This window comes from Shewanella sp. SM101 (assembly GCF_025654465.1).
Lineage (GTDB): Bacteria > Pseudomonadota > Gammaproteobacteria > Enterobacterales > Shewanellaceae > Shewanella > Shewanella oncorhynchi.
In genome coordinates, this window is the sequence record NZ_JAKKRH010000059.1 from 1 (window position 1) to 24,357 (window position 24,357).

The following is a 24,357-nucleotide window of genomic DNA, read 5'->3' on the forward strand; positions in this document are numbered from 1 at the left end:
GCCCAAATCATTGCATCCATGGGTAATTTACGCCGTCTTAGCGTCGCAACGCCCTGAGAGTCTAAACAGGATTGAATTAACTCGGGTTCTAACACATCAGCTAAGCAGGTGAATTCGGTTAGGCGGGTAATATGAGTGCGCGCGAGAGCTTCTGAGAGTTGCATAAAAAAATCCGATGACATGAGGTCATCGGATTTTGATCTTTTCAGCGAGATCGTCAAGCAATCTGTCTTAACTGATCGGCATTAGCCAAGAGCTGCGTTTTTTATTTATAGATCAAAATATTAAGCTTCAATAAAGCAGCCATGAAACCCTAGTGGCAATACCCTGTTCATTTGAGCTGAAGCGATGGGGCCCGCACTGATATCACTGGCACGAAACAAAGACAAACCAGACTGTGCATTATGGTAATCGAGCCAAGTCATCAGTAAATAGGCTTCGTGCTGCTCAGTGGCGGGGATATAGAGCGGCTCTTCGGCAATTTTGCCTTTGCCAAGATAAAACTCGCTATAGCTCGCGTCGCCAAGTGTATCCGCACTGTGCTTGCTGCTGTCTTTTGCATTATGAATACAATACAGAGTGTTACTTAGCCCTGATTCAGATTCGGCTTCTGCTTCATATTTAAAGTTAGAGCTGGAGCCAGAGTTAACAGCTGAATCTGATCTTGCTCCAACGCCAAATAACGGAGCAAACGCCGAAGCCCCGCCTGTTTTCTCTGCAAACGTTTTTTCACCGCTAGTTTGTTTTTTACCCATAATGTACTGCGAAAACTGGGGAAACTCCATCATCACGCCGCTGCGGTTAATACGTGCAGAGGAAGACAAGGTCTCTGCAAACTGCGCTTTGCTAGCTGCTGTGAGCGGTACTGTGATAGTCACTAACTCTGCATGGGGTGTCTTAGTTTTACGCTCCCCCGTCAGTAACCCCTTCATCCCTTGGGTTAAAATAGCTGAATTGGGGTAGAGGCAAAGCTGCACAGAAAGTTCGTCATTCTTCTCAATGGCTTGACCAAAGTGAAACACAAATCCCGCAGGCAGTTGGTGTAACTGCCGCGCTTTAAAGTCGGCTTTGTCGATAACCAGTAATTGCGATGGCAATTCGGGGCGCCATTTAAAAGCATCAATATAAGTTTCGCCCTCTTCATACACGCAGGATGAAATGTAAAACACCAGCTTATTCTCACTCTGCGCGAAGGCATGTAAGTAACTCGCCTGTGGTAATTCAATCACTTCCATTCTGGCTATGCTGTCATCGGGCGCCACTTGATACACAAGTAATTGCTTCTCACCACCGACATACCAGACACCAAAATTCCATAGTCCACCTTGTCCGTCATCGAGCGGGTGAGCAGAAAAGGGCAAGCCCTTAAACTTGTCACCAAAGCTTTTCACGCCAAGCGTGGTTAAGGTCTGGGCATCAAGTCGATAGGGTGAACCCGCCTCCCATAAAGCGAGCAACTCGCCGTAGCGCGGCAATAAACTGGTATTGGCCACATTCAAGTCATCGTTATTTCGAATAGGTAAAGCATTGGGGATCACTGTGCCTGCGGTCGTGTACTTAAACGCGCCAGCGGCCTCTTCCACTTTAAACTTCTTTGTTTGGATAAACTTAGCCTGATGCTGAATTTGCCCATTGCTCACACTAAACTGTTGCACCATGCCATCGCCATCGAACCAATGCTGATATGCCTTACCTGCCCGAGACATTTTCGCTGGCCCATTACGATATAGATTCCCACTCAACTGCGCTGGCCACTCACCCGAAACCTGCATAGTGAGTGGCGGATAGTCGCCTTCAGCACCACTAAATCCAATCGCCCAAGGCTCACGTGCGACCTTTTGTGCGCTATCCAGCGCCAATAACTTATCCACTGAACTGGCCCAAACAGCGGTCGTCATTAGGACGGCTGAGCCTGCTAAAAATTGACGTCTATCCATGGTGCAGCCCCCTCTTAGCGAATGTGTATAGTGATTTGCGCATCGGCCTGCAAACTAAAGCTGGCGTCTTTAAAGCTCGCAGGCCCAAAGCTGCCGGCGTTATTGCTAAAGCCATAGCCTTCACTCGGCACACCTAACATATTGGTATCTAAGCTGTGATTACCGTTTTCATCGTGAAAGACCTTGACCGCATATTGGCCATATACGAGTTCGCTAAATACCAGCCTATGCTCTGTCTTAGTGACGGGTTTTATCATAGAAGCGCTAGGATTATGGCCTGCAGCGTAATCCTCGGCATTGGCATAAAGCTCAACCATCAAGGCGCCGGTTTGTACTTGAATATTATCGATATCGACAGTCAAGGTATGTGCCTGAATCCCCGTGGAAATGCTCGCTGCAGACAAGAGCAAGCAAGCTAAGCCTGCGCCCCAAATCGCTGATAACGCCCTTTTCGTCTTATTAGCTTGGGAAAACTGTGTTTTTGTCATAGCCGAGTTCACGTGTTTCATGTCTTACTCCTGTTATTTGCGCTCATAAGTAACTGCGATGGAGTTAGCTTAAAAAATCACAAGACGAAAAACAGGTGCCAAAAGTCATGAAACAAAATGATAACAACATGACTTTTGGCATAGTGACATCTGGCGGTGATACCCTAGAATGGTCGGCAGAATTGGATTAAGGAATAGACATTCGTGCTAGAAAATCGATTAGCGAAAGAAGAAAACATGTTGATTGCCGCTGGAGTGCTCACTTGGGCATTAGTCGCTTGGGTTGGGATAAACCAAGCCGCATTACATACATGGCAAGGCATGCTCAATGTAACACTTTATGGGCTGTATTTAGTGCAATTTATACTGATAGCTACCGATAAAGTTGCGCATAATAATATTCAACTTCGCCGCATAACCACGCTAGTGATGCCGTTGACCGTGATGAGCTTAATGCTCACAGCAAACAACGCATTACTGCCTATCCTCTTCGTCATTTGGGCGTCACTGTTGCCTGAGTTTTTTAGTCGTCGCCAAGCCATTTCACAGCTAGTGTTGGTCAATGTTGTTTATTACCTACTGCAGCAATGGCAATTGCATGAACAAAGCAATGTGTTCAATATTTTGATTTATCTTGGTTTTCAATTCTTTGCCTACAGCAGTAGCCAAGCAAGGCTTTCTGAACGTAAATCACGTTTGATACAAGAACAGCTAAACCAACAGCTTATTGCCACTCGCGCGCTGCTGAGCCAAGCCAGCGAACAGCAAGAAAGATTAAGGATATCACGCGATTTGCACGACATTCTCGGCCACCAACTCACAGCGCTTTCCCTGCAATTGGAAGTACTAAGCCATACAGCGCCCGAGGAGCTCAAACCTCAAGTCAATCAAAGTAAATCCTTAGCTAAAGAGCTACTTGAAAGTATTCGCGCCGTCGTCAGGGCTCAAAGAGTGCAAGTGGGATTGGATTTAGTCCCACCTTTAGAGGCACTGATGACCCGCTTACCCAGCGTGACTCTTCACTGCAAAGGGATGAAGCCACTGCAATCAGCCGAACTGACTCAGGCACTACTGTTAGTGCTGCAAGAAGGCATCAGCAACGCCGTACGTCACGGCAAGGCGAATCAACTGCAACTGAGCATGGAAGACTCCCAAAGCGCACTGGTATTACAACTGAGCGACAACGGCGTTGGGCTAACACGGGGAGCTGCGCGAAACGCATCAGCTAAAAGCGGCACTGGACAGTTCGGTACTGGGCTCGGCGGCATGCAGGAAAGGCTACAACCCTTTAATGGCACCTTGGAGTTAAGGGCAAATGACTCGGCGTCCGGTTGCCAACTCACCCTCACACTCCCAGCACTCGCTTAACTTTTTATTAAAAAAATCTTTGGAATAGCTATGGATATGCAAAACAACATCATCAGTGTCGGTTTAGTGGAAGATCAGCAATTGGTTCGCCAAGGGATCGCTAGCCTGCTCGCTATTTCCGACAACATTCGCGTGTTATGGCAAGCCGAAGACGGTCAAGATGCACTCAAAAAGCTTGCCAGCAATCCCGTCGATGTGCTGCTCAGTGATATCCGTATGCCAAATCTTGATGGTATCGCCATGCTCAAACAGATACGGCAAAGTGCCAATCGCTTACCTGTCATCATGTTAACCACCTTCGACGACAGTGAGTTATTCCTCAATAGTTTACAGGCGGGAGCCAACGGCTTTTTGCTCAAGGACGTGTCACTCGACAAGTTACTGCACGCCATCGAAACCGTCGCCAAAGGCGGCTACTTGATAGAGCCTTCGGTACTCAAACAGATGAGTGAGCCTAAACCTGCACCTAGCGTTGGGGTAACTAGAAATGAATTATTGTCGGAACGGGAGCGGGAAATTCTCAGTTTTATGGCGGGCGGCTTCTCCAACAAGGAAATCGCCAATGCGGTATTTTTAGCCGAGGGCACAGTGAAGAATCATGTCTCTAACATACTCACTAAACTCGATTGCCGAGACCGTACCCAAGCTGTGCTCAAGGGATTACAACTGGCATTGATTTAACCCATTAGCATTAAACCAAACCCGATTGCCAACAAAAAGGGCCATTTAAGGCCCTTTTTGTGCTCATCTAAAGCGATGAGTTATAGCTAAAACCTAACGAAGATCCATCTCTTGGATAATTTCATGGGCAATAGCTGGCGTTGTACAGCTCGGGGTTTCATGCAAATCCGCTTTTAACTGACCTTTACGGTGCTTAAGTGCTGCATCTAATTTTTTCGATGCTGCTTTGATTGCTGGGTACATAACCTCATCGGTACCTGAAGCAGAAATACGGCTTCCTTCATAATTCGTACGAAGCTCAACCTGATACTCGCCATGCTCTTTCGCAATAATAATGTCCAGTGCGATCAGAGAGGGGAAATGGGTGGCGATTTTTGCAAATTTTTCGTTAACATCTTCTCTAATAGAATCAGTAACATCGACGTGGTGACCAGAAATATTTATTTTCATAGGTTGTCCCTTTTAGTGTCATTACTTTTATTTTTGCTTCACTAATAGAGCTTGGGGCATGCAGGATAAAACACAAGGGTTATTGGCAAATATTTCGGTCAACTCAGGTATTAGCATCTCCTAAATGTGACCTCCATCAAGAAGTCAAAAATAAAACAGCGAGAAAAACATGATTAAGTGATTGATTTATAAACAGGCATTAATAATAAATCAATCACAAAATGCAATACGACATAAGGTAAATACGCTTAATATTTACGTTGCACACTCTGCTGCCAAAACTGTTGGGACAAATGATGCGTCTTGGTCGATAAACGCGACACTTGATCACCCCGCGCCGCCGCATCGAGCGTCTGCTCTAAACTCTGCTGAGCCAAGTCGCTGATCACATGGATAGCTCGGCTAATTTCTGCGGCCACCGAAGTCTGCTGCGTCATCGCCGCCGCATTATCATCACTCAAAGAATTAATTCGCGAAATAGATGAAAGCAACTCGCCAAAAGCCACACTCGCATCTTGCGCTAAGCTTACCGAACGTTTTACCTGTTCCTGCCCTGCCATCATGGTCGAGGTCGCCCTTTGAGTGCTTTCCCTAAAACGGCTAACAATTAACTCGATTTGCGAGGTGGATTGGCTAGTACGGCTCGATAACTGCCTGACCTCATCGGCCACCACGGCAAAACCACGACCACTCTCCCCTGCCCGCGCCGCTTCAATTGCCGCATTTAAGGCTAATAAGTTTGTTTGGTCGGCAATAGCACGTATGACTTCGAGCACTTGGTGAATCGCACGGCTATCTTGTTCAATAGCTTGTACAACATCGGAAAAGTGGCTCACTTGTACACTTAACTGATGTATCGCATCAATAACTGTTTCTAAACGTGAATGACCGCGTTGAGCCGCCTCATGGCTCGACACCATTTCCGAGGCAGTGCGATGAATGTTTCCCGTTACTTCAGCAAAACTGGCACTCATCTGCTCCATCGCAGTCGCAGCTTGCGTGGTTTGTTCACTCTGACTATCGGCGTGCTCCCAAGTGTTTGTAATGGTTTGTTTAAGGCTGACACTTTGTGCTTGGATCTCACTGGCAGAATCAGCCATACGGCCAACAACGCCACCAATTTCAGTGATCAAAAAACGTAGGGCGAGGTCTAATTTACCGATCTCATCTTGGCGGCCGGTGTACACGCCCGTAGCGACGGGATCGTCAATAATGTTAGTTGCCATAGACACAAGCTTTTGCAGCGGCTGCATCAGGTAATACCATGCTAGGCACGCGAGACTCATTCCCACCATCGCGGCAACTATGGGGGAATAACTGGCAATTATCGCCGTAGCCGTAATCGAAACCAACATGGCCAGCAGTATTTTGCCACTGAAACCTAACCTATCTTTACGCAACACTTTAGGTTGCTTGCCCTGATTAATATCACGGTAAATACTCTCAGCGGCTTTAATCTGCTCAGGGGTAGCTTGGCGACGAACAGATTGATACTCATGAACTTTACCATCTTCATACACTGGCGCGACGTAGGCATTCACCCAATAATAGCCGCCCGTTTTGGTGCGATTTTTAACTATCCCCATCCAAGGCTTGCCCTGCTTAATTCGCTCCCAGAGGATCTTAAATGCAGCCGCAGGCATATCTTGATGGCGCACTATGTTATGTGGATTCCCTTGCAACTCAGCAACACTAAACCCACTGATCTGCGAAAAGGTCTGATTCACATATTTAATATTTCCCTTCAGATCCGTCGTTGATAGTAAAATCGCATTATCTGACAGGTGTGTTTCACCATTTGTAGAATTTTTATGCATAGGGTTATCAGGCTAGGTCTCGGTAAAAAAGATAACGCATTCTGCCAAAACCGTCGTCTATCAAAATTGATAAAGCTCACATTGGCAGCATAAAAATTAACCTAATGCTAAACAAGCAGTAACCACTAAACACATATCAACAAATAAAAACAAACAATTGTGACAGAGCGCTCGTTACGCTACATACGTTAAACTCGCCACCCTACACTCGCTAAAGCAGATCAGCTTAAGATCACAAATTCACATTCGAATCTAAATGATATCGTTTATCATTTGAATTAACTAAGTTATACTTCTCGCGGTTAGCTATCTACTGCTATAGAAATGCATTCGTCGTTAAGCCAAAAAGCTCAAGCACACTTTGCAGAATCAACAGTAACGGATAGCCATAACAGACCCATATTGGCTCGAAATGAGAAGTGGCACTTATGTCTAATACACCCGCGTTTGAAACCTCAACGCAATCTTCTACAACTCAAATGCGCTCGTTCTCGCTGATTTCGCGGGGAATTGTGCAATGGTTTAAGCAAGAGCAATCGCAGTTTGCCTTCAAAGTCTTTGCGCGTGCGAGTGCCGCTCTACTGGCGGGTTATGTTGCGGCAGCAACCTTGGCTTGCCTGCTGACATTAGTGCTACCTATGCCGCGCTTTGAAAGCACGATAACAGCCAATATGTTAGCTTTCCTGTTTTATGCCATTGCTATTATTTATGCCTTTTGTGTGCGTAAAACCTGGCATGCGTGGCGAGATTTAGGCTTAGTGAGTTTGTTATGTTTTGGATTGATCAAGGTATGTGGGCAATAAGATGAAAGAGACATTTTTTAGAACTTTATCTTGGCTACATACCTGGGCAGGCTTGCTGGTATGTTGGGTATTATTGTTGATCTTTTTTGCGGGTAGCTTGAGTTATTTTCGCCATGAGATCAGCCTTTGGAATGAACCCGAATTACACAAAGGGGTTTATCAAGACTACCGAGCCGATACACTCGAAAACCAATTAGATAAAGGTCAAAGTTACATAGAAGCGCATTCGCCGGCAACAGCGCAGCGCTGGATGATAGGTTTTCCAACTGAACGAACCCCCTTTCAAAGCGTTAGCTGGCAACTGCCACCAGAAAAAGGTCAGCGTCGTGGCAAGACTGAAGAACATGTAGCCTTAGCAGATGGCAGCGGCATGATCTCTGAAGTGCGTGAGAGTCGCGGCGGTGATTTCTTCTATCGTCTGCACTTTGACTTGCACTATATGTCCGCTATTACAGCGCGTTATATCGTCGGCGTTTGCACTATGTTTATGCTGATCGCCCTTATCAGTGGCATAGTGATCCACAAACGGATCTTCAAAGATTTGTTCAGTTTTAGACGGGATAAAGGCGCTCGCTCTTGGCTAGACGCGCACAATGTGAGCTCTGTCATCGCCCTGCCCTATCATTTGATGATCACTTATACAGGGCTTATTACCCTAATGCTTATCTATATCCCATGGACGGTTAATACCGCCTATTCGGGTGATAACCAAGCTTTTTTAAAAGAACTTAATCCCGCCAGACAAACCGAGAAAGCTGCAGGGATTAGTGCGCCACAGGTGCAACTAAGCCAATTATTACCTCAAGTGAAAGCCGCATGGGGCGATGCGCCAATTAAGCAAGTGATAGTGTCATACCCTAAAGATCAAAATAGCCAAGTGACCTTTTACCAAAACACAGGTAAAGATGTGACCGATGAAGCCAATATTTTGATATTCAACGGGGTAAATGGTGAGCTTAAATATACCAGCCCGCACGAAGCCTCAGGAGCCTCCGCGACTTACGATACTATGATGTCGCTGCACACGGCACGTTTTGCCGCCCCGCTGCTAAGATTTTTATTCTTTTTCTGCGGTTTATTAGGCTGCGCTATGATCGCGACAGGCACTTTGATGTGGGCCATTCGTCTACGTCAAAAACAGCAAAAATTGATCGATAAAGGCGAGAAACCAAGCTTTGGATTACGTTTAGTTGAAGGGTTAAACTTCATGTTTATCTTAGGACTACCCTTAGGCACTGTAGCCTTCTTTTACGCCAATCGTCTCTTATCGACAAGTTTTGCAAGCCGCTCTGAATGGGAAGTTCACAGTTTCTTTCTCGCGTTAGCGGCAATGGGAGTTTGGGCTTTCTTGGGTCGTTCACGTCGCCAGTGGCAAACCGCATTACGACTCACAGGGACCTTGTGCTGTGCGCTGCCCGTGCTCAATGCCTTCACATCACCAAGCAATATCATCGACAATATCCAATCCCACCAATGGGCTTTAGTCGGATTTGACGTGCTCGCAGTGCTACTTGGTGGCGCTATGCTATTTGCCAGTAAAAGAGTGACTTTGATTGCTAAGGCCCCCGCTAAACGCCCAGCAAAAGCAAAAAATGCACCTAGAAGCGAATCCCAAACATCCCTTGCCAGCGACCTTAGTTCGTCATCTTCATTGGAGGAAGCCAAATCATGATGCCAGAATTTATTCCCCTACTTGGGATCTTAGGTTTGAGTTATCTTTCCCTCGCCCTGTTTGCCTTAGCTAAATTTGGTCACTTCAAGGATGTGTTCAATCGTCCACCAGCACAATGGCAAAGTCGTTTGCTAACCTTGTTTGCTTGGTTACTACTAGCATTTAGCTTAAGTGCCTGCGCGAGCGATCAGGGCTGGGCCTACGGGAGCATTTTGTTTATGGGAATAATTTCCCTCGCGGCAATGCTGGTCATCCTAACGTTAAGCTACAGCCCGCGCCATTTACCGATAGGAATCGTCACTGGCAGCGTGCTCACTGGCACTCTATTACTGAGTGCTGGGATCTAATGTCCAGCTAACACTGGCATGGCGATCATGGCTAAGTGAGCACCGCTAGGCTATAGTGCCCTGATGTCCTTCAGATAGGAGAAAATAATGGGCTTTAACTTAACGGTTAACTGGCAAACCTCGCCCGCCGAAGAAGGCGAATTTTGTCGAGACCACAGTATTACCTTTGGCAGCGGCCAGACGATTCAAGCCTCGTCGGCACCGGAATACAAAGGCAATGGGCAAAATGTCAATCCAGAGGAAAGCCTGTTAGCTGCATTATCCTCATGCCATATGTTGACCTTTCTAGCAATTGCGCATCTTAAGCGCTTACCTGTAACCTCCTATGTGGATAATGCCACTGCAGAGCTGGGTAAAAACGAGGCGGGCAAGTTGGCCGTGACAAAGATGGTGCTCAATCCTAAGGTCATTTTCGCTGAAGGGGTCGAAGTCAGCCAAGAAACCCTTGAGAAAATTCACGAGAAAGCACATGCAAATTGCTTTATCGCTAATAGTTTAGCAACAGATATTCAAATCAAGTTTTAGGATTTGAGCAGATCTTTATGGCCCGCTGATGGTTTTCCTAAGCGGGCTTTTTTATTGCCGCACCGTAACTCAATACCTGTCTGAATCATTGCTATCATCGAATTATCCGCGCCACCTAACCATCCACATAGTCTAACTTTTCACCATTATTCAGCTCAGGTCCAGCTTTTAAACAGTACGATATGAGCCAATCTTAGCTTGGTATCATCTGTTGGAGTTAAAAGATGCACATTCAACCACTGCGAAATTCCCCGTCTGTCAGCCCACAAAAAAATGTCTCCACTACTGAATTTGCACAAGTTAACAATGCCGTTCAAACCAGCGCACCCGCGTCAACTGATACAGTAACGCTTTCTAGCGATGCAAAACAATTGGCGGCGAATGCGCAAAAACCAGCAGAAATGCCAGCACTGATGGATAACATAGAAACCTTAGTCGAATTGAAACACGCGAAGATGAAGTATCAAGTGATCGCCGACATGACCAATTTAGCGACAGGAACGAGCCAAGGGATTTCAGCGCCAACGGCCTATTATCTAAGCCATAACGAAGACGCGAGAGCAATGACAGTTAATCACCTTGCCCAACAACAGCAAGTGAACACTATGCAAACCTATGCGGAAACAAGTAAAAATGGGAATAGAAGTATTAATGAATGGGCATAAAAATGGGTGTTGTCTCGGGAACCAAGAGACAACACCCTAACTTTGTACGCGGACATGCTAGCCGAGATACCTTAAATTTCGGTTAAATACTGAATTTAAATATCAATTACTTAGCTTTCATATCCTGTGCCATACCTTTTACAGGCAAAGGTTGCACTTTTAAGGCTGGGATTGGCTGTTTAACCAACTCATCCTTTAAATAACTTATTGCAGTTTCAAGCTGCGCATCTTTGCCATTAAAGGTAGCAAAAGGTAAGTTATCGACTTCAATATCCGGCGTTACGCCATGGCCTTCAAGCACCCAGCGGCCATCCATTGCATACTGTGGATACTCGGCCACCCGCGCCATCCCTTTATCGGTCAACGCATTTCGCCCAGATAACCACACACCCGCACCTGCCGTTTGCTTACCAATTAAGGGCGCAATACCGAGTGCTTTAATCCCTGCGGAGAAGGTTTCGCCGTCGGAATAGGTCAGTTCATCGGTTAACACCACTAAATGACCGCGGAAGGTTTGTTGCATATTGGTGTTTGGCGTGCCGTGGGTCGGTTGCCAAAACGCCCAAGCGCGGCGTAGTAACTTCTCGATAATCCAACTGTCAATATTGCCACCGCGGTTACGGCGAACATCGATAATCAAACCCTCTTTATCGTAGTTGGCATAAAACTCACGGGCGAAACTTTCAATATCACCACCGCCCATGGCATATAAGTGCAAATAACCCATCTTGCCCTGACTTGCATCCTCGACCACAGCCGCGTTATGGCTCACCCAATCTAAGTAACGTAATTGACTGTCCACCACAGCGCTAACGGGCATGACGATGGTTTTATGGGTTTGGCTACCACGCTTAAGCTGTAGTAATACTTGCTTATCCTGTTGATTGCGCAGAAGACGCGTGACGTCGGCCACATTCACCACAGGCGTGCCATTAATAGCCAACAGCATATCGCCTTCTTTAGCATCGACTTCGATACGATTTAACGGTGAAGCATTAGCCGGTAACTCAGGATCGTTACTGTAAATGTGCGCGATTTTAACGCCATCTGCAGTTTGTTGTAGGCGCGCGCCAAGGCTTGCCGCTTTAGCCGCATCGGGATCTTGAGGTATGTCACCACCGCGCACCTGTGAGTGCAAAGAATCTAACTCGCCCATCATTTGCATGAAGATGTCATTCAGTTCGTTACGATCGGTCAGGCGATCGAGCAAAGGCTGATACTTAGCCTTGGTCGCTTGCCAATCGAGGCCACGCATCTTCTTGTCGAAGAAAGATTCTCGGTGCATCAACCACGCATCTTCAAACATTTGCTGCCATTCAAGCTGCGGAGAAATCGCTAGCTGCCATTGTTCCGTTTGCACTTTGGCATTATCCGTATCGCCTAATTTATCACCGCCGTCAACAATCAGGAGTGATTTTTCATCACTGTGCTTACGTAGCATCAGCTTTTTACCATCGGCAGAAACCTCATATTGGCCAATGTCCTCGGCAAAAACCTCGGCTTTGGGGCTTAATCGGTCAAATTTGATGGTCATCAAATTAGGGGCGACATCGTCGCCAATAGCTTGATCTAACAAATAAAGTCTATCATCGACGACGCGCAGCTTACTGTAATTGCCTGAATCGACAGGCACTTGCCATAAACGCTGAGAGATCCCTGCCCAATCGATTTTTACTGGACTCGGTTTATCCTTAGCATCGGTTTTTTCAACTTGATTCGATTCGAGTTCATTGGGTTTACTAAAGGGGAATTTGGCATTTTTGACCAGTGCGATGGCAAAAATTTGGCTGCGTTTATCAAACACAGGACCCATGTTTCTATCGCCCCAAGGTGAACTTGGTGTTGCGCTGAATTGGCGATTCGATAGGAAATATAACCACTGGCCGTCACTGCTGAAGGTTGGCGAATAGGACTCGTATTTGTCGCTTGTGAGCGTCTCGGCCTTATTTTCATCCACAGAATAAAGGATGATTTGCGGACGTTGTTTACCGATTTCCGACTTAGTTAATGCAATAAAACGGCTGTCACCGGACCAGCGGATATCGGCGTAAGGCCCAAGTCCCTCGCCGTTAGTGATGATTTTTTGATTGGTATTTTTCTTTAAGTCGAGCAGCCAAACGTTACCATCGTTATCGTCATGGGCGATAAATCGACCGTCACTGGACAAATTAAGACTCATTCTTAAAGTATGACCGTCTTTGGTTAACTGTTTAGCGCCACTGCTGCCATCAGCAGGGAATTGCCAAATTTCCTGCTGACCTGTCATGTCGCTAATCGCATAAACCGACTTGCCATCTTGGCTCAACACAGCTTCCCTTACGCGATAAGTCCCCGGCAGTGCAACTTGAACTAAACGCGATCCATCAACACCCGCGATCGCCACGTGGCTGCGGGCGGTAATCACCACTTTATCGCCAGCGGGGGCAAAATTAGTCGAAGAAGCGTAATCCATAGGATCTGTCACCCAATGCTCACGGCGCTCGGCAAAATCGGAAATGAGTTCAATATTGAGTAACGAGTCTTTAGCGGCCGCAATATCAAACACATGGATATCCGCACCTAACTGGAATACCACTTTGCCTTGGTCCATCCGCGCACCGCGGACTTGCCAATCTTTAAATTGAGTCAACTGTTTTGCATCTGAACCATCGAGCGCCATCGACCAGAGGTTGTCGTTGCCATCGCTGTCGCTGATAAAATAGAGTCTGTCCTGCCATAGCATAGGTTGGCGCACTGAGCCGTCGTGTTGGCCGCTAAGCAACTGTGCTTCGATTTTGCTGCCAAGTTTAAAGCGCCATAATTCACCTTTTGCGCCGCCACGGTACACTTTGGCATTATCGCCAGTCACTTGCAGACCAAAGCGGGTGAAGTACACGTATTCGTTGCGATCATCAATCACACCTTCAACTGCATCGGCTAAGGGTAAATCTGTGGTGGTGAGGGTTTGAGGATCGACGCTGCGCAGTATCCAATTATTAGCAGGACCAAAGCCCGTGTCGGTGGAATATAAAATCTCGCCTTTGGCAGTCCAGCCCTGAACTCGTACACGGCTATTCTCAAAACTCACCCGTTTAGCCACACCGCCCGTAATGGGGATCACATACACTTCGCTCGCGCCTTCATAGTTGGCAACATAAGCAACCCACTTACCGTCGGCCGAAATAGTCGCCCCTAGCTCTTCCGCAGGTAAACTCGTTAAGCGAGTAGCCGCTTTTTGACCTAAGGCCTGAGTCCATAAATCCCCTTCTGCAGTAAAGACTAAGGTTTGATCGTGCAACGCTGGCGCACGGTAATACCCTTGATTGCTCACCGCATCGGCAGCGATGGTTTGGAACGCTGTTAATGTGCCTAGGGCAAGCATACAGCAGGCGACAGAATGGCGAAGTTTCATGTATGACCTCTATCCTATTGTTATTTTTAGCAATAGACTCTTTACTACGAGATTTTGCTAGCAGATTTAGCGAAGAAATTCTTGCCATGGGCTTTTGTAAAAAACCACAATCAAGTCCAAAGCATGACAATTGAGCCCAACAAGCTAGCAGAATTTGATAGAGAGTTCAGTAACTTCAAGTCAGAGAAGTTTTAGCAAATGTGTCACATCTTAAATCGCGGAGGAGCAACTGAATAAAAGACAAGATTCTTTAGAGGAAAACATCAAAGATCATAGCGTTACCATATTGCACTAGGGTAAAAATATACCAGAGTCGGACATGAGTGGCTAACGTGAAGGGCTAATGTTAAGGGCTGACATACAGCGTCTTTAGCGGACTGTTTAGGCGGCTCATATTAGACTGTTTCGCCAGTGTCATTTGTTGCCATTTATTGATCACTCGTGCAATTTCACCGTTATCCATCAATGCCTTAATCGCATGATTAAACTGCTCTAACTGGCTTGTCTTGATACTCGCTTTACTGAACATTAAATGAATATGGTTTTGATCTAACACTAACTTAAGTGGCACTAGCTTGATGCGTTGATGCTGGCTGGCGATATAGGGCATAGCTAAGGTATCTCCGACGATCATATCTCCCCTACCGTAGATAAGCATTTGCACAGACTTATCTGAGTCGGGACTTAATACTAACAAGTGCTCCTGCTCTAATCGATATTGAGATTCTTGATAATCTGCACCATACCAACCGCTAGAAGGGACAAGTAGACGCAATTTTTGGGTAAAAATGTCCTCCCATTTATCGATATTAATCTGATCTTTTTGCTCATAAAGTACAAATAAGCGCAGCTCTTCATCCCGGTAATAGGTTGAAAAAAGAGCATAGTTTTGACGTTCATCCGTCATAGTCGCTCCCATCAACACATCTAACTGTCCTGCTCGCAACATCTGATGCGAGCGCTTAGCGGGCACATTAATAAAATGAACTTCACAACCAAGATACACTGCAAATGCCCGCATCAGATCCACATCTAAACCTTGGGCTTCTCCTTGAGGATCTTGCCAAGCATAGGGAGGCCAATCGTTGTAACCGACTTTAATCGTGTTCTTACAAGGTAAAGGGCTATTGACCTGCGACGCACTTACAGCGGGCAAGACTAAAAAAAACATAAATAAGACAGGAACGTATTTAAACCATGGCATAGGCTAAGTTACTTGCCTCTTAAGTTGATGATCCTCTCTTGATTAAGATGAAGTATAACGATTCAGCGTCAGACTTCCGCGAGGGAGTTCTACCTCAGTAAGCGTAGTTGTCACTTAGATAGCGCGCCATAAACACCGGCGAGATCACAGTAATTAGCCTAAAAAAGGGCGAGGAATTATAACAAAAAAGCACAACAGCCAAGAGTGAGATCTAAACGACTCACTATGCTGCGATAAAGGCTAAGCCTGAACGCAGGAAATAAAATAAAGTTTTATAAATTTAAATCAGACACTTATAAATAATAGCAACAACTTTAGTGGGATCCCCCATATCGACTTGTAACCAAACTATGTGTGTCCCCCCCAATTCCTCACCCTGAGCCGTGGCGGACTCTTTAGCTTCATCAAGCCGGTTTTCATGGCGGCTCACCCCAGTAACTAAAGCAAAACTATCGCAGTGGGTGACTTCAAAATCGTAGGCCACGTTAATGCGACGATATAGTTCATGCTGCTTGGTCGCACATCCAGATATTAAAACGCAAAAACATGTACTTAACAGAAAAAATTTAGACAAATCAATTAACCCACAGATTAAACACGCGGGTGAACATAACTAATTGCAATAGATAAAATTGTGAACAATGTCACATATAAGAAACCAAGGATAATACAGAAAGTTACAAATATTAATTAAATATCATGTAGTTAACTAAGGGTTGTTTTATGTTCACTGGTAACACAAGCTCATCAATTCCTCGCCATAAAACTCACACTTGTAAAAAAAGGGAGCCAAGCTCCCTTCCTGCTTTTACGCCATGTTATTCCACTGCTAGGCAGACATCAGTAGGGCTAAAGCCCTTAAGCTAATATTTTGAATAAATGCACTTTTAATGCAGCAAAATCTGCCGCTAATTCCGCGGATAAGATGGGCTTACTCGCAACAGCTTCAAGCTCAGGCGGCAAGGGTAAGTTAAGCGTTAATTCTCTATCCACAACATCCTTAAATTTAGCGGGATGCGCCGTCCCCAAGAATATGCCCACTTCATCGGGCACTAAGGTTAAAGATAAGGCCTTAGCCGCAATCGCCGCGTGGGGCTCAGACACATAACCTTGAGCGTGTAACTCAGCTAATGCCTGTGACGTTTGTTCCTCCGATAAGCGAATACCCACTAAGCTACTCAGTGGCCAGCCTAATTTCTCACAAATGGCTTCCACACGCGGCCAGTTACTGGGTTCACTCACATCCATGGCATTGGACATAGTCGCTTGAGTCGGATTGGGCTGCCATTGACCATTGTCTAAATAACGCGGCACTGTATCGTTGGCATTGGTCGCGGCAATAAAGCGTTTAACTGGTAATCCCATCGCTTTAGCGAATAAACCTGCGGTGAGGTTGCCAAAGTTACCACTTGGCACTGAAATCACAGGATCGGCTTCATGGCGTTGTTTAGACTGGGCAACCGCTTCAAAGTAATAGCAAATTTGCGCGAGTAAGCGGCTGATGTTGATAGAATTTGCCGAGTTTAAGCTCAACCCATCGCGGACTTCGGGATCATCAAAGGCGCGCTTAACCAGATCTTGGCAGGCATCAAAATCGGACGAGACGGCAACTGTATGGATATTTTTGCCCAAAGTCGTGAACATCTTTTCCTGTAGTTCACTGATCTTGCCCTTAGGATAGAGCACCACCACATTGACTTTCTCAAGCCCATAAAAAGCATCGGCAACCGCGGCGCCAGTGTCGCCCGAGGTCGCAGTCAAAATGGTTAAGCGCGTGTCGCCCACAAAAGCATTAACGCATTGCGCCATAAAACGCGCCCCAAAATCTTTAAACGCCAGTGTTGGACCGTGGAATAATTCGAGGCAAGCGCGCTGCTCATCGACGGCAACCAAAGGTAAATCGAAGTTAAAGGCACGCTCAACTAATTTATCGACCGCATCTTGGCCTAACTCAGAGGCAAGCCATGCGCCGAGTACTTTTTTACTGCGCTCAACGAATGGCAACGCCAGCAGCCCTTCAATATCGTCTAATACGGGTATTTGACTAGGAAAGAACAAACCTCTGTCTTTACCTAACCCCAGCTGTACCGCTTCTTTAAAGCTCACTTTCTGCGAAGGGTGTTTTAAATTATATAGTTCCATGCTCAACTCAACCTTTTGATGCTAAACCTTAAATGCTAATTTGGGGTACTTAGTCTTAGCTAAATTAACTATTAATCGACTCTACGCGTGCCTTGCTCATCGAGGCGACACACGTGGGCAAAGCCACCCACCTCGGTAAGATAATGCTGTTCTAACCAAGCTTTAGCGGTATTTGCCGTGGCTAAATCATCGGTAATCGAAAACAGCGTTGGGCCGCTGCCCGAAATCCCCGTAGTCAACATGCCTAAATCGGCTAAAGCGGCTCTGGCCTTGTCGTAACCCGGGATCGCGGCGGCGCGATAGGGCTCGGCTAACACATCCTTTAATACGCTGATCGCAAGCTTGGCATTCTGCTGGTAAGACGCATGCACAAAGGCGCTTAAATAACGGCCAAAATCGATAGTGACACTTTTATCATATTGATCAGGCATGAGTTTGCGCATCATTGCCGTTGAGAGTGAAATCCCTGGATAGGCCACAACCCAATACCATTCTTTAAAGCTGGGTATTGCTTCGCAAACTGTGCCCGGCACATTGAGCATCAATTGCATGCCGCCCAAATAACAGGGGGCAACGTTGTCATAGTGCACACTACCGCTGATCTTCCCTTCAAACTCGCCCATCAGTTCCAGCAGTGCTTGCTCGTTATAGGGTCTGTCAAAATGTTCATTCAAGGCATATAACGCCGCCACGACTGAGCTTGCACTCGACCCTAAACCACTGCCGACGGGCAGGTTCTTTTCCAGTGTGAGTGCCACACCTTCATCTGCTTTACCCTGCGCAGTTAAAAACTCCTTACTCATGGCTGTTAAGAAGAATTCGGCACATTGGTACACAATATTGTCTTGCGGATTTTCAGGCAGTTTATGGGCCCAAGCGCCGGTTTGCATAAGACTCACACCCGACGCTGCTGCGGCGATAGTCACTCTATCGCCCAGTAAACTACCATCAATCGGCGCTAATGCTGCACCGAGTAAATCAAATCCGACTCCTACGTTACCCATAGAGGCTGGAGCGTAAACGGTCAAACTCATACACTCACCTCACGAGTCCAATTCAAGGTTCTTAATACATCGGCAAAGGCACCAGCAGCGGTCACTTCAGTCCCTGCGCCATAGCCGCGTAGCACAAAGGGAATGGGCTGATAATAGCGGCTATAGAACGCCAAGGCATTTTCACCGCCTTTAACGCTATAAAGCGGATCCTGTGCATCCACTTCGGCGATACGCACACGGCACACACCATCCTCAATTTGCCCAACATAACGCAGCACTTTACCTTGGGCTTTGGCCTGCGCCACTTTTGCGGCAATTGCGGCATCAACTTGCGGTAATCGTGCCATAAAGCTTTCAACATCACCTGAATCATCAAACTCGGCTGGCAATACAGATTCAACCTGCACGTCACTGAGCTCTAACTTTAGTCCCACTTCACGGGCAAGAATGAGCACTTTACGCGCCACATCCATACCACTCAAATCATCACGGGGATCGGGCTCAGTAAAACATTTTTCCCGCGCAAGACCAGTTGCTTCAGAAAGTGTCATGCCTTCATCGAGCATGCCGAAGATAAAGGATAAAGAGCCCGATAAAATACCGTTAAACTTATGCAGTTTGTCACCCGCAAATAACAGTTTTTTCAGGTTATCGATCACAGGTAAACCCGCACCGACTGTGGTTTCGTATAAGAATTGGCGACGCTGTTTTAATGCCGTTTGGCGCAGTGCTTGATAATAAGCATAATCGCGAGTGTTCGACTTTTTGTTCGGCGTGACAACATGCAAACCTGAGTTCATCACATCCAAATACAGATCCGATACTTGCTCGCTCGAGGTGCAATCCACCAGCACTGGATTAAGCAATTGTTGCTCTTTTGCCCATGCGAGTAATGCTGGGATATCACAAGCTTGCTGGCTATCGGCAAGCAAGCTAGACCAGTTGCTTAAATCGATGCCTGCGCTGTCGAGTAACATCTTGTTCGAATTCACTATGCCGCAAACACGGATACTGATGTGCTGCTCTTTGAGCATGGCAGACTGTTGTTTTATCTGCTCGAGCAGGCCTGCCCCTACATTGCCGCAACCCACTAAAAACACATCTAAATACTGCTGCACATCGAAAAAGCCTTGATGACAAGCCGCCACCGCATGCTTAGTCTTACGCTGCTCGATCACAGTCGAAATCGACCGCTCGGATGATCCTTGGGCAATGGCGATAATGTTCACGCTCGCCTGCGCTAACGCTTGGAAGAAACGCGCTGCCACCCCTTTGTGAGTGCGCATGCCATCACCAATCAAAGAAACGATGGCGAGCTCATGACGCATAGCAATAGGTTCAAGCAAGTCACTTTTTATTTCTAATTCAAACTCTTGCTCTAAGGCCCATTTCACTTTGGCCGAGTCAGACGTCGCCACACAGAAACTAATACTGTATTCAGAGGAGCTTTGGGTGATTAAAGACACTGACACGCCGCTGCGGGAAATCGCCGCGAGAGTACGGCTCGCCATGCCAACCATGCCTTTCATGCCAGGGCCTGAAATATCGAACATGGTCTGGTTATCTAAGTTGGAGATAGCTTTAACCTGCAAGCCGGTTTCATCGGCTTGGTTTGATACCAGAGTGCCGGGCGCATCGGGGTTAAAACTGTTTTTGATATAACAGGGAATATGGAACTGGGCGATAGGCGCAATCGTCTTAGGATGCAGCACCTTAGCGCCAAAATAGGAGAGTTCCATCGCCTCTTGATAGCTGAGTTGTGATAACAGCTTAGCATCGGCAACCACACGGGGATCGGTATTATAAACACCGTCAACATCGGTCCAGATTTCACAGCTCGAAGCATCTAAACAGGCGGCGAGCACGGCAGCAGAATAGTCAGAACCATTACGGCCTAACGTCACCACTTTGCCCTGTTCATCGGCGGCGGTGAATCCCGGCATTACCCATACGCGCTTTTCACCTAATGCCAACGCACGAAACCTTGGCTTACTCACAGCGATATCGACCACGGATTCTAACGGCCGACCACGACCCAGAAACAAGACGCGAGGATCGAGTTGAGCAGACGTGATCCCCTTAGATAGCATCACTTGTTCCATCAAGGCTGCAGATAAACGCTCACCTGCCACCACGATTTCAGCACGTATGCCATCAGGACACTCTTGCAGTAAGCTAATGCCACGTAATCTATCCTGCCAAATTACCAGCTGCGCATTAAGTCCAGAAAAGAGCTGTTCACTCTGCTCACTCGACAACATTGAAGTAACAGCATCTTGGTATAGCGAGGTAAATACCCGCTCAACATGCTGCAGCACAGACGAATAATCTTCACCTTTAACTGCTACATCAACCATTTCTAGTAACGCATTTGTCACAGTCGCTGGGGCCGATAGCACTGTGGCTATGGGTTCAAGCTTAGATGACTTAGCAACGATATCCGCCGCCATCGAGAATCGCTGCCAATTTGCAAGCGAGGTACCACCAAATTTCATTACTTTCATCTTGTTCTCCTGTACCGCGCCCGACTTAGAAATAAGAGCTAGAAACAAAAAAGCCCGCTTCTTTGTGGGAAGCGGGCTCATCGTTAAAATTCTTTAGGGTGTATCAGCCCGCCCCCACTGTTGTTGTAGTGGTGGTTGTAATAATGGTAGTTACTACGAAACCTAGGCTATGCATGTGTTTGGGCTAATCCATGTTAATTTCTTGATAAACAGAATTGCTTTTTTTACCCGCGCTTGTCAACCCCTAAAATGGATTATTTATAGGCAAATATTAACGCTCGATAAAATACTGCATCAAGATTCGTTAATATGAAGTTTTCTAGGGGTAAAAATGCGATTTACGCAATAGATAACTGTTAACGTCAACGTAATGCGGCACGGAAACCATTAGATAATCACTTGTTTTTAATATAATTATTTATAATACATTTTCAAGTAATGCGTTATTTGTTCTAACTCATCACTCAGGCTAAATTGACAGGCTAACGAGCAAAAATCACATTACTCATCCTTTCTACCGTAAAGCACCGACAAATTTGCCTAAAAAAAACCTGTGCGATATCTAACATAAGCCACTTCAAATTATCGCCAGCACTAAAAAAGCACGTTATTATGCGCGCACATTACGAATTGGAGGCGATATGAAGATCACTCAACACAGCGCGGTAACCATTCATTACCGTTTATCAGATCAAGAAGGCAGACTATTAGAAGACTCTTTCGACTCTGAACCTATGCTATATCTACACGGCACTGAAAACCTGATCCCAGGTTTAGAAGCCGCATTAGATGGTAAAAGCAAAGGCGAAAAACTCGATGTCACTATTAGCGCCGAAGAAGCCTATGGGCCTTATCACGATGGCCTACGTCAAGCCGTGCCATTAGAAGCCTTTGGTGATATCGAAGATATCGTCCCAGGTATGCGCTTCATCGCTGAAACTGAAATGGGTCAGCGCCCAGTTCAAGTCATGGAAGTGAAAGACGATGTGGTTATCGTCGATGGCAACCATCCTTTAGCGGGCCAATCGCTCAATTTCAGCGTCGAAATCGTTGACGTTCGTGAAGCCTCAGCCGAAGAAATCGCTCATGGCCACATTCATGCCCAAGGTGGTTGTGGAAGCCATGGACATGATCACGACCACGGCGGTGGATGCTGTGGCGGTTCAGGCAAACAAGAAGCGGGCGGCTGTTGTGGTGGTTCAGACCACGATCATGGACACCACCATGAAGAGCACGAAGCCTGTGACACACCTAAAACAGGCTGTGACGGCAATGGCGGCTGTGGTTGCCGCGGCTAAACAAAGCCTGATACGAGAAGTTGTTTATCCGTAAGTGATTAAACTGCCATGGTTTAACCTTTTAAAATGCACGCCCTTAATTTAAGGTCGTGCATTTTTTATACACAAGCGTTTATAATATTCGTAATAGATAAATAACTGACTGGTAAATTGAAATATTCAAATTTTATATGAATATTTTCAATTAGATATTGATATCAACCTAAGTTAAGCGACGGAGTGCTTATGTTAACCAAACCACTTTACGAAATTTTGCCTTTTGGCTATATGGCGCTCGGTAGTTCGAGTTTTATTGCACTCGACATCAACTATGCCTTGATAGCGGCAACTGTGGTATTTGTATTAGGTGCGAGGATCTACGTTATGCGTTCTCAAAACCGTCGAACAGACTCGGCTAAGCGGCGTAAATCGGGTTATCTTCCCGAGATAATTTATAACTTTCTACCTTTTATCTATCTCTTAGCGGCGCTGGCTATCTTTAAATTCCTTCCCAAGGATCTTTACCCAATTCTGGCTATCTGTTTACTCAGCTACGGCTTATACATTCTGGTTCGTCGTTCCCTCTATCGTCGTCATAAGCTTCCCATCACGCCTTAAGGCTTAGTTCTATTCACCACAGTAGGAGCAGATGATATTCACAAGAGTTGTATCCACATGAACACTAACCAATTAATTTTTGAACTTTCGCCCTATGCTCAGAAGACATATTCTTCAAATAATTAGAACAACGTGTAATCGTTGCAATACTGACTTCATATTCCGCAGCGATATGCCTTTGACTCATTTCCCCGTCTAACAGCAATTGAAAGACCTTCAAACGTCCGGCAACGGCACTACGTTCTTCTTCGGTTAACAGTAAATGAAACAACACAGAAAGATCTTCATAATTGCTGTGGCTCAAAATTTTTTCTAATACTAGATCCCAGTTAGCTCGCATAATCACCCTCATAAGTACTGTTCAAGCATTACATTAGCAGTCTAACAGATTTAACTCAAACCACCTGAATTAGAATAAAAAATCAAATAATTCCCTATTAGTGAACCGCTCGAGAAGAAATCAATATCATGCAGACGCATATTTTTAGAGCCTGTTGATCTTTAGAGTACAAGCATTGTCCAGTAATACATAGGTAACTATATTAACGTAAACACCAGTGAAACCATACTTGCGCAACTTATCGTTAACTTATCGTATCCATTTGATATTGCTCGATAGCGTTTAATTCTTCCAAAAGCATTCTCAACTAAATGTCGAAATCGATATAAACACCAATCGACCTTCAGCTGAGCTGTATTTTTATAGTGGCGCTTTGGAAAACCTGATTTTTCGCCTTTATTAATGATAAATTCACAAAAAGTATCACTGTCATAACCTTTATCAGCAATCACAGTATCAACTTAATTCAGATTGATTCAGATGTTCAATTAGGCTGAGAGCGTGTGTAATACGTGTTTCTGCCCTTCTGATAATTCGAGTAAAGAATCAGCCTTCTTAGAAGATAACTTTGATTTGCCCATAGAAGGGGCCATTTCAATAACCTACCTCATCAGCAAAGATAATTGAACCTTGTAGCGGCTCAAACAACTCCCGGAAAACCAACCGCATTCTTTATGATCAAAAGCCTTTCTCCAAAATAAGTGCATTCAACTTAGACATACACTCGAAGCATCGCCTCCTGAGCCCGTATGCGGCTTATCACCGTTAAAATGAATCTGTTATTGAGACAGCAAATAACACGCCTGAGTTAATGCTAAAGAGCCGACACGGATACCCTTGCCATCATAAACTCTCTCACCGGTAAAAAAGGAATAGTTTGGTAAGTTTGTAGTGGTCAAGTAAAATTGGCCACGGTTTTAGAGTCATTCCAATATAAACGTTCTGACTCATTTGGCGTTAACCCACCATTATATTGATGGGGTCTGGTCTCACTGTAATATCCAGTGATGTAATTTGTGATCTCTTTATCTGCTTCTGTAAAATTCCCATAACCACTGGCGGGTATCCACTCAGATTTCAAACTTCTAAAGAAACGCTCCATTGGTGCGTTATCCCAACAATTCCCGCGACGA

22 protein-coding genes and 1 pseudogene are annotated in these 24,357 nt (G+C 45.8%); 9 read left to right on the plus strand and 14 right to left on the minus strand.

Annotated features, from left to right (window positions below; all coding sequences use genetic code 11):
* From L5M38_RS21495 to L5M38_RS21505, 3 genes are all read right to left on the minus strand, one after another.
* Positions 1-182: transposase domain-containing protein (locus L5M38_RS21495; RefSeq protein WP_263140309.1), on the minus strand; the 182-nt coding region annotated here is incomplete at its 3' end.
* A gap of 102 nt (positions 183-284) precedes the next feature.
* Positions 285-1,937, minus strand: a complete 1,653-nt coding sequence (locus L5M38_RS21500) for a carotenoid oxygenase family protein (protein ID WP_263180269.1) — start codon at positions 1,935-1,937, stop codon at positions 285-287.
* Between the two features lie 14 nt (positions 1,938-1,951).
* Positions 1,952-2,446 (minus strand): DUF2141 domain-containing protein, encoded by a 495-nt coding sequence (locus L5M38_RS21505; protein ID WP_263180270.1) that lies wholly within the window; start codon positions 2,444-2,446, stop codon positions 1,952-1,954.
* A 183-nt stretch (positions 2,447-2,629) separates the two neighbouring features.
* Here L5M38_RS21505 and L5M38_RS21510 point away from each other — a divergent pair, with 183 nt between their 5' ends.
* Positions 2,630-3,793 (plus strand): sensor histidine kinase, encoded by a 1,164-nt coding sequence (locus L5M38_RS21510; RefSeq protein ID WP_263180271.1) that lies wholly within the window; start codon positions 2,630-2,632, stop codon positions 3,791-3,793.
* A gap of 30 nt (positions 3,794-3,823) precedes the next feature.
* A complete protein-coding gene (locus tag L5M38_RS21515; protein ID WP_173246072.1) occupies positions 3,824-4,474 on the plus strand; it encodes a response regulator transcription factor in 651 nt (216 codons plus the stop codon).
* A 93-nt stretch (positions 4,475-4,567) separates the two neighbouring features.
* Here L5M38_RS21515 and hpf read toward each other — a convergent pair whose 3' ends face one another.
* A complete protein-coding gene (gene hpf, locus L5M38_RS21520; protein ID WP_028760784.1) occupies positions 4,568-4,924 on the minus strand; it encodes a ribosome hibernation-promoting factor, HPF/YfiA family in 357 nt (118 codons plus the stop codon).
* A 248-nt stretch (positions 4,925-5,172) separates the two neighbouring features.
* The gene (locus L5M38_RS21525; RefSeq protein WP_173497036.1) at positions 5,173-6,741 is read right to left on the minus strand and encodes a methyl-accepting chemotaxis protein; all 1,569 of its coding nucleotides are present in this window, start codon (positions 6,739-6,741) and stop codon (positions 5,173-5,175) included.
* Between the two features lie 428 nt (positions 6,742-7,169).
* Here L5M38_RS21525 and L5M38_RS21530 point away from each other — a divergent pair, with 428 nt between their 5' ends.
* The 5 genes from L5M38_RS21530 to L5M38_RS21550 all read left to right on the plus strand — a co-directional run bounded on the left by L5M38_RS21530 (position 7,170) and on the right by L5M38_RS21550 (position 10,753).
* Positions 7,170-7,544, plus strand: a complete 375-nt coding sequence (locus L5M38_RS21530; protein ID WP_131523016.1) for a DUF3649 domain-containing protein — start codon at positions 7,170-7,172, stop codon at positions 7,542-7,544.
* Between the two features lies 1 nt (position 7,545).
* The gene (locus L5M38_RS21535; protein ID WP_263180272.1) at positions 7,546-9,216 is read left to right on the plus strand and encodes a PepSY-associated TM helix domain-containing protein; all 1,671 of its coding nucleotides are present in this window, start codon (positions 7,546-7,548) and stop codon (positions 9,214-9,216) included.
* A complete protein-coding gene (locus L5M38_RS21540) occupies positions 9,213-9,563 on the plus strand; it encodes a DUF3325 domain-containing protein (RefSeq protein ID WP_113940646.1) in 351 nt (116 codons plus the stop codon). Before L5M38_RS21535 ends, L5M38_RS21540 begins: the two co-directional genes overlap by 4 nt.
* A gap of 87 nt (positions 9,564-9,650) precedes the next feature.
* Entirely contained in the window at positions 9,651-10,088 is a 438-nt protein-coding gene (locus L5M38_RS21545; RefSeq protein WP_028760789.1) for an OsmC family protein, read from the plus strand.
* A 224-nt stretch (positions 10,089-10,312) separates the two neighbouring features.
* Positions 10,313-10,753, plus strand: a complete 441-nt coding sequence (locus tag L5M38_RS21550; protein ID WP_263180273.1) for a hypothetical protein — start codon at positions 10,313-10,315, stop codon at positions 10,751-10,753.
* 106 nt (positions 10,754-10,859) lie between these two features.
* Here L5M38_RS21550 and L5M38_RS21555 read toward each other — a convergent pair whose 3' ends face one another.
* The 6 genes from L5M38_RS21555 to thrA all read right to left on the minus strand — a co-directional run bounded on the left by L5M38_RS21555 (position 10,860) and on the right by thrA (position 20,989).
* Entirely contained in the window at positions 10,860-14,144 is a 3,285-nt protein-coding gene (locus L5M38_RS21555) for a S41 family peptidase (RefSeq protein WP_263180274.1), read from the minus strand.
* A 346-nt stretch (positions 14,145-14,490) separates the two neighbouring features.
* Complete coding sequence (locus L5M38_RS21560; RefSeq protein WP_263167120.1) at positions 14,491-15,348, minus strand: substrate-binding periplasmic protein; 858 nt, start codon at positions 15,346-15,348, stop codon at positions 14,491-14,493.
* Between the two features lie 280 nt (positions 15,349-15,628).
* Positions 15,629-15,922, minus strand: coding sequence for a hypothetical protein (locus L5M38_RS21565; protein WP_028760793.1), 294 nt, complete (start codon positions 15,920-15,922; stop codon positions 15,629-15,631).
* A gap of 284 nt (positions 15,923-16,206) precedes the next feature.
* The gene (gene thrC, locus L5M38_RS21570) at positions 16,207-17,490 is read right to left on the minus strand and encodes a threonine synthase (RefSeq protein WP_263167119.1); all 1,284 of its coding nucleotides are present in this window, start codon (positions 17,488-17,490) and stop codon (positions 16,207-16,209) included.
* A gap of 71 nt (positions 17,491-17,561) precedes the next feature.
* Positions 17,562-18,524, minus strand: a complete 963-nt coding sequence (gene thrB, locus L5M38_RS21575; RefSeq protein WP_263167118.1) for a homoserine kinase — start codon at positions 18,522-18,524, stop codon at positions 17,562-17,564.
* Positions 18,521-20,989, minus strand: a complete 2,469-nt coding sequence (gene thrA, locus L5M38_RS21580) for a bifunctional aspartate kinase/homoserine dehydrogenase I (RefSeq protein ID WP_263167117.1) — start codon at positions 20,987-20,989, stop codon at positions 18,521-18,523. The genes thrB and thrA overlap by 4 nt, the downstream gene beginning before the upstream one ends.
* 641 nt (positions 20,990-21,630) lie before the next feature.
* On the opposite strand from thrA, the gene slyD reads away from it, so the two are divergent.
* Both slyD and L5M38_RS21590 read left to right on the plus strand, forming a co-directional pair.
* The gene (slyD, locus tag L5M38_RS21585; protein WP_028760797.1) at positions 21,631-22,287 is read left to right on the plus strand and encodes a peptidylprolyl isomerase; all 657 of its coding nucleotides are present in this window, start codon (positions 21,631-21,633) and stop codon (positions 22,285-22,287) included.
* Between the two features lie 225 nt (positions 22,288-22,512).
* Positions 22,513-22,884: a hypothetical protein gene (locus tag L5M38_RS21590; RefSeq protein WP_028760798.1), complete on the plus strand. Its 372-nt coding sequence runs from the start codon at positions 22,513-22,515 to the stop codon at positions 22,882-22,884.
* Positions 22,885-22,948: 64 nt separating this feature from the next.
* On the opposite strand, the gene trpR is transcribed toward L5M38_RS21590, so the two are convergent.
* The 3 genes and pseudogenes from trpR to L5M38_RS21605 all read right to left on the minus strand — a co-directional run.
* Entirely contained in the window at positions 22,949-23,224 is a 276-nt protein-coding gene (gene trpR / locus L5M38_RS21595) for a trp operon repressor (protein ID WP_028760799.1), read from the minus strand.
* Between the two features lie 197 nt (positions 23,225-23,421).
* Positions 23,422-23,760, minus strand: a pseudogene (locus L5M38_RS21600) (transposase); the annotation flags it as partial.
* Between the two features lie 359 nt (positions 23,761-24,119).
* On the minus strand, positions 24,120-24,357 hold a 238-nt coding region (locus L5M38_RS21605), incomplete at its 5' end, for an integrase core domain-containing protein (protein ID WP_263146819.1).